The 12,122-nt window shown below is 41.3% G+C and carries 8 protein-coding genes; 5 read left to right on the top strand and 3 right to left on the bottom strand.

Annotated features, from left to right (window positions below; translation table 11 throughout):
- From OQ268_RS05760 to OQ268_RS05780, 5 genes are all read left to right on the top strand, one after another.
- A partial coding sequence (locus tag OQ268_RS05760) for a type IX secretion system membrane protein PorP/SprF (protein WP_265855164.1) occupies nucleotides 1-436 on the top strand: 436 nt, incomplete at its 5' end.
- Between the two features lie 43 nt (nucleotides 437-479).
- Nucleotides 480-2,438, top strand: a complete 1,959-nt coding sequence (locus OQ268_RS05765) for an OmpA family protein (protein WP_265855165.1) — start codon at nucleotides 480-482, stop codon at nucleotides 2,436-2,438.
- A gap of 379 nt (nucleotides 2,439-2,817) precedes the next feature.
- Nucleotides 2,818-4,119 (top strand): DNA polymerase IV, encoded by a 1,302-nt coding sequence (dinB, locus tag OQ268_RS05770; protein ID WP_265855166.1) that lies wholly within the window; start codon nucleotides 2,818-2,820, stop codon nucleotides 4,117-4,119.
- Between the two features lie 108 nt (nucleotides 4,120-4,227).
- Entirely contained in the window at nucleotides 4,228-7,242 is a 3,015-nt protein-coding gene (gene dnaE / locus OQ268_RS05775) for a DNA polymerase III subunit alpha (protein WP_265855167.1), read from the top strand.
- A gap of 225 nt (nucleotides 7,243-7,467) precedes the next feature.
- Nucleotides 7,468-7,974, top strand: coding sequence for a YdeI/OmpD-associated family protein (locus OQ268_RS05780; RefSeq protein ID WP_265855168.1), 507 nt, complete (start codon nucleotides 7,468-7,470; stop codon nucleotides 7,972-7,974).
- Nucleotides 7,975-8,019: 45 nt separating this feature from the next.
- On the opposite strand, the gene OQ268_RS05785 is transcribed toward OQ268_RS05780, so the two are convergent.
- From OQ268_RS05785 to OQ268_RS05795, 3 genes are all read right to left on the bottom strand, one after another.
- Entirely contained in the window at nucleotides 8,020-8,751 is a 732-nt protein-coding gene (locus OQ268_RS05785; protein WP_265855169.1) for a polyprenol monophosphomannose synthase, read from the bottom strand.
- 114 nt (nucleotides 8,752-8,865) lie between these two features.
- The gene (locus tag OQ268_RS05790) at nucleotides 8,866-10,347 is read right to left on the bottom strand and encodes a peptide MFS transporter (RefSeq protein WP_265855170.1); all 1,482 of its coding nucleotides are present in this window, start codon (nucleotides 10,345-10,347) and stop codon (nucleotides 8,866-8,868) included.
- A gap of 65 nt (nucleotides 10,348-10,412) precedes the next feature.
- Complete coding sequence (locus OQ268_RS05795; protein WP_265855171.1) at nucleotides 10,413-12,008, bottom strand: peptide MFS transporter; 1,596 nt, start codon at nucleotides 12,006-12,008, stop codon at nucleotides 10,413-10,415.
- Nucleotides 12,009-12,122 lie beyond the last annotated feature (114 nt).

Here is a 12,122-nt window from a genome sequence, read left to right on the forward strand (position 1 = left end):
CACTTACATCGACATCGATCGGTATGCATTTATTCCACAGCCCAAGCCACACTATTACCTTACTGCAGGCGCACTTTTTCCACTGTCAGAAGATTTTGGTATCAAACCATCGTTTTTGTTGAAAGACGATAGGGGTGGTCCCACCAGTTTAGACCTGAATGCATTCCTGCTTATCAAAGATTACCTATGGGTTGGAGGTTCTTACCGAACAGGTGTTAAGCTTTACGATAAGAGCTACCTGCAACGAGATCTTACACCGAGAAATTCTGCGGTGGCGGCGCTACAGATTTTTCCATCGCAGCAGCTACGAATTGGTTATGGTTACGATTTTTCCATCGGCCCGTTACAAGGTTACAGCGGCGGTACACACGAAATATCAATTGCTTATTCTTTCTTCAGACCGAATGTTAGGATAGCAACGCCGAGGTATTTTTAAATCTCAAATTTTTAAGTATTTTACGCCGTTAACCAAACAAACAATGAATAAGATTTTACAAGGCACATTTCTGCTCTTCTACTGCCTTCTTGCGCCAAATTTCGCACTTAAAGCGCAATATGTAATCAAAGAAGCTGATCAGCAGTTTGAATTATTTAACTACACAAAGGCAATAGATTTGTATGAGCAGGCATACAAAAAGAAAGAAACTTTGCATGCTGCAGAGCGTTTAGCTAATGCCTACGCATTAACCAACAACTACAAGCAGGCAGAAAGTTGGTATGCCATCGCCGTAAAAATGCCAGGCAGTAGCGCAGAAAATATGCTAGGTTACGCAAGGGCTTTGCAAAATAATTCTAAATACAGCGAAGCAAAAGTGCAATACATCAATTTCATCGACAAGAACAAATCAGTATCAGACAGGCAGCGAAATGCCTGGCTTTCTTCCTGCGATTCTGCGCTGAAATGGATGAAGAACCCCACAAGTATCGAGTTAATCAATCAAAAAGATTTAAATAGTTCGCAGTCAGACTGGGGGGCAGTAAGCTACCAGGGCAATGTGGTGTTTACTTCAGATAGAACGAATACCGGGATGGAAACCAAAGAAGGTACACCGTTTTTAAAATTTGATGGTGCTAAAATGCCCGATAAAAATATTTATGGATGGACAGGGAACGGCTACCTTAAACTCTATATCAAATCTCCAAACGATAGCTTAAAGCTATTCCCCATCCAAACTGGTACACGCTACCATGTTGGCGCAGCAACATTTACAGCAGATGGCAACACCATGTTTTTTACCATGACGCCAATTCCCGATCGTTTAGAAAAAATCAAAAATAAACCCAGCACGGTTAACATAGAAATTTACAGCAGCAACAAAGCTGTCGATGGAACGTGGAGTAAACCAATTCCTTTTCCATACAACGATTCCAACCATTACTCTGTTGGCGATCCTTTTATTTCTGCAGATGGCTCGAGTTTATACTTCGCCTCTAATATGCCGGGCGGTAAAGGCGGTACTGATATCTATGCGTGTATGAAAACAGAGGCCGGAGATTGGGGAAAGCCAATTAACCTGCAGGAGATTAATACCGAAGGCAATGAAAGAAGCCCCGTGTTCGATGCCCATAATAATTTGTTTTTCGCCAGCGATGGATTTATAGGTATGGGTGGCTTAGATGTGTTTCGTGCCCTCAGAATGGGCGATAAAATTGGCCCGGTCGAAAACCTTCGCTATCCTTTTAATTCGCCGCAAGACGATTTCGCTTTTAGCTTAAACGAAAAAGGTGGTATCGTGTACTTGTCATCGAACCGGAGCGCCGGTTTAGGTAACGATGATATCTATGTTATCGATCAAAAAGCAATTTTGGCCTTTAAACTCGAAGGTCGCGTTTACGATAAAAAAGCGAACCAGCCGATACCAGGTGCTTTGGTAACCCTTGCCAAAGTAAGCGGCAACGAACTGAAAGCTGAGGCAGACGATAACGGTAACTTTAAATTTAACTTGGCTACCGATGCATCATACCGCCTCACCGGAGAAATGACGGGTTATCGCGCCAGCGTAGAAGATGTTTCCACTGTAGGCCTAAATCAATCTCAAGTGTTGGTTAAAGACTTGTATCTAGATCCAATCGAACTCAACAAAGGCATCAAGATCGAAAATATTTATTACGATTTTGATAAATGGAACATCCGTCCGGATGCTGCCGTTGAGCTAGATAAGTTAGTAAAAATCATGGTCGATAACCCCACCATATGGATCGAGCTTGGTTCACACACTGATAGTCGCGGTAAAGATGGTTACAACATGTCTTTATCGCAAAAAAGAGCTGAGTCTGCCGTTCAGTACATCATTTCTCGCGGAATCGAAAAGAACAGAATTACTGCAAAAGGTTACGGAGAAACACAGCTCCTAAATAACTGTAGCAATGGCGTTAATTGCAGTGAAGCCGATCATCAACTCAACAGAAGAACTGAATTTAAGATCGTTAAACAGTAAACCAAACCAACTATATTTCAAAAGCTTTGATCGTACAGGTCAAGGCTTTTTTTATATCCTTAACTTTTATTTTTGGAAAGCAAATTGCTGCACAGGGGTTACACCCGTCCTGCCCTCCGTTTAATAGTCCTCGGTTCGTACCTCACCTCCGGGCTAACACTCGGTCAGGTTTAAACACCTCCGTCTAGCTAACCAGGCTACTTTCTCCCTGCCACCGCGTCATCTGAAACTGCAAAAACAATAGCTCCAAGACACAACCAACCTTGTTAATCAACAACCAAAATTGTTGGCAAAATGTGGATAAATCTCATCGCATAAGATGATAAAATACTAAATATATTAGTAATTTAGCGCTTGTTGTTTATTTAATTTTGAAGTTGTGGAAGAGAAAGAGAAGCACATTATTCACATGGATCAGGATGCCTTTTTTGTATCGGTAGAGTTGCGGAAAAATCCTAAGCTATTGGGTAAACCGGTTATTGTGGGTGGTACTGCAGATCGGGGTGTAGTTACTTCTTGTAGTTATGAAGCCAGAAAATTCGGGGTACATGCGGCAATGCCCGGTAAAATGGCTAAGCAACTTTGCCCGCAGGCCATTTTTGTCCGCGGCAATATGGACGATTATTCCAAAGCCTCCCACGAGATCACTGAAATCATTGCCGAGCGGGTGCCGCTCTTTGAGAAAGCCAGCATTGATGAACACTATATTGACATGACTGGTATGGACAAATTTTTTGGCTGCATGAAATTTGCTTCAAACCTAAGGCAAACCATTATCAGGGAAACTGGCTTGCCTATATCGTTTGGTTTATCTGTCAATAAAACGGTTGCAAAAATCGGTACAAACGAGTGTAAGCCAAATGGGCAGCTAGAGGTTCCCTATCCACAGGTTAGACCATTTCTAAATCCGTTAGCCGTACATAAAATTCCCGGCGTTGGCGATGCTACTTATAAGAAGCTTAGTGAAATGGGGGTACGTAAAATACAAACCCTGGCAGAAATTCCAAGAGAGCTGATGTTTAAGATTTTGGGTCAGCATGGCTTATCCTTATGGCAGAAGGCCAATGGCATCGATCTCGCTCCGGTTGTGCCATACCGCGAGCGGAAGTCCATAGGCACGCAAACCACTTTCGAAAGCGATAGCATGGACATCGAAAAAATGAAATCCATTTTAAGCGGAATGGTTACAAACTTAACTTACGAACTCAGGAGTCAACAGAAATTAACGGCATGCATTACAGTTACCATTCGTTACTCTAACTTTGAAACGGTAACACAGCAAGCCAGAATTCCTTACACAGCGCTCGACTCTTTCCTCATTACCAAGGCACAAGATCTATTCAAAAGGCTTTATACCAAGCGAATGCTATTGCGCTTAATTGGCGTCAGGCTTTCGCATCTGGTAAACGGCTTTGAGCAAATAGGCTTGTATCACACATCAGAACAAGAATATGATTTATACCAGGCCATGGATAGGGTGCGGGCAAACTACGGTATAGAATCTGTTGTAAAAGCCTGTATTGTCAATCCGCCCGTAAAGGATGAAAACAATAAAGTGATCAAATATAATCCACGAAAAAATAAGGTTAAGCCAGTTGATGATGAAGTTGATCCAGAAGTTAGAAAGAAATCCAGAATACGAACATTTATAAATACCGACCACGGCAGCAAATTTAACTGAGGTGGTTATCACCATGAATTGATTCGAGTGGTCTAAGTTATGCAGCCAGGTCTGCTGTCCATGTACATATTTACAATAGGTGTCAGTCACTAAAAATATAATTGCATAATGTTTCTGAATGTACATTCCTCATACAGTCTAAAATATGGTACGATGGATGTTCCAACCCTCGTATCAACAGCACGTGCCCTGGGTATTGGGCAAATGGTGCTAACAGATATAAATAATTCAAGTGGGGCCGTAGAATTTATTCGAACCTGTTATCAACAAGGAATTGCTAAACCTGCCGATGAAAACCAGAGCGGGAACCTGCCTTACGAAATCAAACCTATCACGGGTATCGAATTTCGTGCGGATGGGGTATTGCTTTATGTGGGCATTGCCAAGAGTAAAACCGGCATGCGGCTGCTGAACGAATTTTTAAGCACCCACAATATAGATGGCATTCCGTTACCAGTCCTGGCACCACAGCTAAAAGACACATTTTTCATCTATCCATTTAGCAGGACTTTTACACGAGAACTAGCCGAAAACGAGTTCGTTGGCATCAGATCTAATCAACTCAATCAACTTTACCAGCATCCGCTGATGCCTAATCAAAAGCATAAGCTGGTAGTATGGCATCCTATAACGATTAGTGATAAAGTCGCTTTTCGGATTCATCAATACCTCAGGGCAATAGCACTAAACACCCTGCTAAGTATGGTTCCTGAGGCTGAAACCTGTAGCCCTAAAGAGTGTTTTATTGGAGAGGAGGAGGTTAAAGAGCAGTTTAAGCATTATCCTTTCATTATCGATAACACTCAAACGCTATTGGATGCATGCGATTTAAGTGCTTATTTCGAGCCACATGTGCAATCTAAGAATCGATTTTCTTACACAAAGGAAGGTGCAAATTTTGACACACTTTTGCTTCGTCGTATTGCATACAAAGGCCTTGCTTACCGATACGGAAACGATAATGCCACGGCAAGAGCCAGAATGGAGAAGGAACTTCGCATCATAACGCTTAAAAAATATTGTGCCTATTTTTTGATAACGTTTGATATTGTTCGCTACGCCATGGGTAAATGTAAGTTTTACCATGTAGGCCGGGGTTCTGGTGCCAACAGTATTGTGGCTTACTGTTTGCGCATCACCGATGTAGATCCAATCGATCTTGATCTATATTTTGAGCGATTCCTTCACGAAAAGAGGACAAGTCCGCCAGATTTCGATATCGATTTCGCCTGGGATGAAAGGGAAACCATCCAGCGTTATATTTTTAACAAATACCCCAGGTGGCATGTTGCTTTTCTAGGTACAATGAGCACCTTTAAAGATCAGGCAGTAATCAGGGAGATTGGTAAGGTTTTAGGTTTGCCAAAAGATGAAATCGATGGTTATAGCGATCCATCACGGGCTCATGAGCATGCTCACAGTCGTACTTATCAGCAACTGTTGGCCGTACATCAGCATCTTAAAGATATGCCCAACCAACGTTCCATCCACGCTGGAGGGATTTTGATATCAGAAGAGCCGCTCACTTATTACACGGCATTAGATCTGCCACCAAAAGGCTTTCCAACGGTGCAGTGGGATATGTATGAGGCCGAATCTATTGGCTATGAAAAATTTGATATTCTTAGTCAACGGGGTATCGGGCATATTCGGGAAGCCGTTCAAATCATCAGGCAGAATAAAAATGTGAATGTCGATATCCACGATTTTAAGCGTTTCAAAGATGATCCCAATTTGAATGCTATCCTCAAAGCAGGACAACCAATTGGTTGTTTCTATATCGAATCGCCAGCAATGAGGCAGTTGCTTAAGAAATTAAACTGCGATAATTACATCACGTTGGTAGCTGCCAGTTCCATCATCCGCCCGGGCGTGGCCAGTTCCGGGATGATGAAAGCATTTATTGAGCGTTATCATGCCCCGCATCAGGTAGTTTATCTCTGTCCTGAAATGGAGGAGCAGCTTAAAGAAACCTATGGGGTAATGGTGTATCAAGAAGACGTGATAAAGGTTTGTCACTACTTTGCAGGCCTCGATTTAGCTGATGCGGATGTGTTGCGGAAGGCCATGAGTGGCAAGTACCGATCGAAGCTGGCTTTCGAAGAATTGGTGAACAAATTTTTCAGCTCTGCCCGAAAGCAAGGCCATTCCATGGAACTGATTACGGAGGTGTGGCGACAAATTTCCTCTTTCGCTGGCTACAGCTTTTCTAAAGCCCACTCGGCATCTTTCGCAGTGGAGAGCTACCAAAGTCTGTTTCTCAAAACATATTACCCCAAAGAGTTTATGGTGGCAGTTTTGAATAATTATGGTGGTTTTTATAGTCGTTGGGTATATGTTTACGAATTACAAAAGGCGGGTGCCCAGGTGCATTTACCCTGCGTAAACCACAGCGATGAGGCTGTAAATATCAATGGAAACGATGCCTATCTTGGTTTTATTGGCATCCAAGGGCTGGAAAATAAGTTTATTGGCTTAATTCCACTAGAGCGAAGGCGCAACGGGCTATACAAAGATTTAGGGTCCTTCGTTAAACGCACACAAATTACGCTAGAGCAAGCAATTTTATTAATTCGCCTTGGTGCCTTAAGATTTACGGGTAAGGATAAGAAAACGCTGCTCTGGGAAATTTATAACTACCTCGGGCATAAGCAGAAACAACCTAATACCTTAGCGCTTTTCGAGTCTACACAACGAAGCTATCGACTGCCAGACCTTGATAACTCGGCATTGGAAGATGCTTACGTCGAACTGGAATTATTGGGATATCCTTTAAACTTCAAGATGTTCGATTTTTTGAAAACGCAGTATCGTGGCGATGTCATGGCTGCAGATCTGCACAAACATGTTGGTAGCAGTGTAAGAATGGTTGGAAATTATGTCTGTGAAAAAACCGTTAGAACAGTCAAAAACAGCAAGATGTGGTTTGGAACATTTTTAGATGCCAACGGAGATTTTTTTGATACCGTTCATTTTCCAAATGCCACCCCGATGTATCCCTTTAAAGGCAAAGGATGCTATCTCATCCTGGGCAAAATTGTAGAAGATTTTGGTTTTCAAAGTGTTGAGGTTTTAAAGTTTGCAAAATTAGATATTCAGGTAAACCCGGTTGCTGCTAATTAGCAGGCGTCTTGACTTTTGAAGATCAATCTAAAAAATGATTGCTTGGCAGAAATGACCATAACTGTTCCATAAATAACGATAGGCAATTTAAAGTATTAAACAAAATGTTTAGTTTTGGTTTGCTGGATAGGTACCGATGCTGTTCCAAAAGGAATATACTTTCCTGGTGGATGATTCAGACCAGGAGGGAAGTACCATTTATGCGTTATTAACAATTAAGAGTTGATGATTTACCTTCAAGCAGAGATAGAACGTTTTGATAAAATGGGTGAAAAAACAGGTTGGAGTTATGTTTTTATCCCGGCGGCAGTAGCAGCCCAAATTAAACCTGATTGTAAAGTATCATTCCGGGTAAAAGGGCTAATGGATCAAACGGAGATCGCTGGAATGGCTACCACGCCAATGGGTGATGGAGACTTCATACTTGCCCTAAAATCAGATCTGCGCAAAAAACTAAAAAAAGAGGCTGGTCATAAACTTGAACTTTGGTTAGCAGAAGATAAAGACTTTAAAATGGAGCTTCCGGAAGATCTGGAACTTTGTTTAGCTGACGGAGAGGGATTGTTGCAACGGTTTCTTAAACAACCTAAATCTCACCAGCATTACTTTATCAGGTGGATAAATGAAGCCAAAACAGAAACCACCAGAACCAAGCGGTTAACCATGACGATTAAAGCGATGGAAGAATTACAGGATTTCGGTACAATGATCAGGGCAAGCAAGCAGAAATAAGCAAACGCTGCGGAGCGAACAACTTAGCTGAATTTTCGTAGGGAGTTATTTTCGGTCGTACTTCCGAAACCAGCTGTTAACCTTCATTTGAATCACACCTAAAAAAGCTTCTCTGAAGATACGGGTGCTCATTTTAGATGTTCCTTCTGTCCTGTCAGTAAAAATAATAGGAACTTCTACAACCTTGAACCCAAATTTTATTGCCGTAAATTTCATTTCAATTTGAAAGGCATAACCCACAAAGCGGATTTTGTTCAGCGGTATGGTTTCCAAAACCAGTCGGCGGTAACATTTAAAGCCTGCGGTAGCATCCTGGATGTTAATCCGCGTAATAAAGCGCACATACATCGAAGCGAAGTAAGACATTAGCACCCTACCCATGGGCCAATTCACTACATTAACACCTTTTACATAACGCGAACCTATAGCAACATCTGCCCCATTAACACAAGCCATCCGCAGTTTGCTCAGATCGTCAGGATTATGAGAGAAATCGGCATCCATTTCGAAAATAAATTCGTAATCGCGTTGAAGTGCCCAGTTAAAGCCATAAATGTAAGCCGTTCCCAGTCCTTGTTTCCCAGCACGCTCTTCGATAAAAAGATGACCTGCATACTCTTCCTGTAGAGCTTTCACGATTCCAGCAGTGCCGTCTGGCGATCCATCGTCAATAATCAACACATGAAAAGGCTGGGTTAAAGAAAATACCTTTCGGATAATCTTTTCGATATTTTCCTTTTCATTATAGGTAGGTATGATTACTAAACTGTCTGACACGTTTTTATCCTGATTAATTTCTGGCTTTAAGTTTCAATGGGCGAAAGTAAATATTATCTATGAAAAAACCCTTATCAGGTCTGTTAATACGGGTTTTAATATTGTCACAATTGCTTACCTAACTTCGTACATCAACTTTTTAATCAATTGTGATAAAAGGATTAATCCTAAGCCAGCAATAAGCGAGTAAAGCGCCAAATCCTTGTAGCCATCGGTATAGGCAATGAGTCTGGTAGCACCAGAGGCGCCATCAACACTAGACATTTCTGCGCCTAATTTGCCTGCTGCCAGTTGGCCAAAAGCGCTGAAGAGGAACCATAAACCCATCATCATTCCAAACATCCTTTTTGGAGAAAGCTTTGTGATGATAGACATGCCAATTGGGCCTATACACAACTCGCCCAAGGTTAATAACAAATATGCGAAGGTGAAAACGTTCAATGAACTAATGCCCTCCGAGTTTGCAAAAAACCTTGTTGCGTAAAACACATAGAAACTGGCCGCCAGCAGGATAAAGCCTAAACCAAATTTTACGATGGTATTGGGCTCCACCTTGCGCTTGTAAAGGCCAAGCCATAAAATGCCGACAACCGGACTAAACACTATGATAAAAAATGAATTAACACTATTGTTAACCACGTTAGGATCTATATTAAAGAATAGTATTTTACTGTCTAAATTGTCTTTTGCAAATAAAGATAAAGAGCCGCCGCTTTGCTCTGAAATTGCCATAAAGATGAAATAACAGAAAATAAATACGAATGCAGCCATTAGCTTGTATTGGGCAGTCTTATCCTTTATCTTCACCGTTTCATAGATAAAATAAAGAAGTGCCACCACGCCAATACTATACATAAAATAGTCGGTAAAAGCTGTGTTTTTTACCATGATAAAAATTAACGGGATGCAGAGTAACGACCCAATATATACGGCAGTCTCTGCAAAACGCTGCTTGAAGGCGGTTAAATGTAGCAGGGGAGAGCTTCCAATTGGGCCTAAATGTTTTTTGGTGAGGATAAAGGTGCCTAAACCGAAAGCCATTACCAGTGCCGCAGATAGGAAGCAATATTGCCAAGAATAATATTTTCCAAGGTAAATGCATAAAGCACCGCCCAGTAAGCCCCCCACATTAATCCCCGCATAAAACAAACCATATCCGGCATCTCTTCTGTTGTCATTTTCGTGGTAAAGTTCTCCTACCATTGAAGAAATATTGGGCTTGAAGAAACCAGTGCCAATGATGGATAGCGTAATGCCCATATAAAAAAGATCTTTTGGAGAAAACGCTAGGATGAGATTGCCCACAATCATCAATGTGCCACCCCAGAACAGGGATTTCTTGAATCCCAATACCTTATCGGCAAATATTCCACCAATAAAGGTAAAGGCATACACAAAAGCCTGGATAGCACCATACTGTAAGTTCGACTGCTGATCTGTTAGGCCCAGTTGTTCGACCATAAAAAAGGCAAGTACGCCACGCATACCATAGAAGCAAAAGCGCTCCCACATTTCAACTAATGATAGATGCCAAAGTTGCTTGGGGTATTTCCCTTCGAAATTTTGAATCTGCGATATGGTAATTTCTTTTTCCATCAGTTATTTAAAAGGAAAAACCCGCTGTAGAAGCGGGTTTTAGTTTAATGTTGTTGTAGCTATTTTTAGTGTACGCCATGCATCCATTTACGTAAAATAGGGCTTATTGCAAACATAATAAAGCCCGCTACCACTGGAATAATGGTAAATATTAAGAAAAATGTGGCAATTGAATATTCACTACTAATCTTATCGATCATAGAACCGGTTGCGCCAGCAAGGTAATTACCAATTGCGGTACAGGTGAAGAACACACCGAACATCAAACCTACCAGATTTGCCGGTGCCAATTTACTTACATAAGATAAGCCTACCGGAGAAATGCAAAGCTCGCCAACGGTGTGGAAGAAATAGGCAAAAATAAGCCAGAACATACTTACCTGTGCTGATGTTGCACCTTGTGGAATATTCGAACCTCCATATGCTAATCCGGCGAAGCCGATACCTACAAATATTAACCCGAAACCAAATTTAACAGGTCCGCTGGGATTAAATTTACTCTCCCAGAATTTCGAAAAAATAGGTGCCAAGGATACGATAAAGAAGCTGTTTAGCACGCTAAACCAAGAAGCTGGAACCTCTGTGCTTACAGAACCCAATTCCCTGTCTACCTTCCAAATCGCTAATGCCCAGATAATTAGAAAACTTAACAATGTAAATAAAATTGTAGCAGGGTATTTTTTAAAGATCTTCGATGCTAAGCTAATGAGCACCACAGTTACCGCTACCAATGGAAAAATGGTTAAAATACTGTCAATCCATTTAAAAGTTGTTGCAGCACCTCCGGTAAGATTTCTTAAGGTATAATCTTTTGCAAAGATGGTCATCGATCCTCCAGCTTGTTCGAACACCATCCAAAAGAAGATAGTGAAGATCGAAAGAATGGCAATCACCCATAAACGTTGTGTTCTCACATGTTTTGGGATTTCAACGGCTGTAGGGTCTGCTTTTTCTTTTTGGTCAGCTTTATCTACTGAAGCGCCAATTACCCCGAAAATTTTTTGAGCAAAATAAAATTGCAACATCCCGAAGAGCATAAAAATACCCGCCAGTCCAAATCCATAATGCCATCCCACTTTTTCGCCAATGTAACCACACATCAACATCCCAATAAAAGCGCCAGAGTTAATACCCATATAAAAAATAGCATAGGCGCTGTCTTTTTTATCACTAATTGGTGGATACAACTTTCCTACAATTGATGAAATATTTGGCTTAAAGAAACCATTACCGATAATCAGAAATAATAGACCTACATAAAAGAAATTGGTGTTAACACCTTCTAAGGCCATTGAAGCGTGACCTAGAGTCATGATGGCTGCGCCAATAATTACCGCTTTTCTGTATCCGGTAAACCGATCGGCTATTAGTCCTCCCAAGATTGGCGTAAAGTAAACGAGACCTGTATATAATGCATAAAGTTGTAAGGCTTCCGGGCGAGGCCAACCCCAACCATTTTTACTAATGTCGCTAATAAGAAACAATACCAAAATGGCACGCATTCCATAGTAACTAAAACGTTCCCACATTTCGGTAAAGAAGAGTACGAACAAGCCTACAGGGTGACTAAATAACTTCTCGCTCGATACACCCTGACTAGCTAGATGGAGATCAAGCTCCTTATCGTGGTCAATAGCGATGGTTTCGTTATGTTTTTGCATAAAACTTTTATTGGTTTTAGTTGATGATTTCAGAATTTGTGTGTTGTTTAAGTTAGTTTGAACGGCGCAATATAGTCAGCGATTGCCAAACTCACAAATTTTAAGTTAGTGCTT

This window comes from Pedobacter sandarakinus (assembly GCF_026240095.1).
In the GTDB taxonomy this organism is placed as follows: domain Bacteria; phylum Bacteroidota; class Bacteroidia; order Sphingobacteriales; family Sphingobacteriaceae; genus Pedobacter; species Pedobacter sandarakinus.

Bases quoted from the DNA above. Each gene is read 5' to 3' on its own strand.
- OQ268_RS05790 (WP_265855170.1), bottom strand. From the start codon at position 10,347: ATGGAAAAAGAAATTACCATATCGCAGATTCAAAATTTCGAAGGGAAA.
- dnaE (WP_265855167.1), top strand. From the start codon at position 4,228: ATGTTTCTGAATGTACATTCCTCATACAGTCTAAAATATGGTACGATG.
- OQ268_RS05795 (WP_265855171.1), bottom strand. From the start codon at position 12,008: ATGCAAAAACATAACGAAACCATCGCTATTGACCACGATAAGGAGCTT.
- OQ268_RS05780 (WP_265855168.1), top strand. From the start codon at position 7,468: ATGATTTACCTTCAAGCAGAGATAGAACGTTTTGATAAAATGGGTGAA.
- OQ268_RS05765 (WP_265855165.1), top strand. From the start codon at position 480: ATGAATAAGATTTTACAAGGCACATTTCTGCTCTTCTACTGCCTTCTT.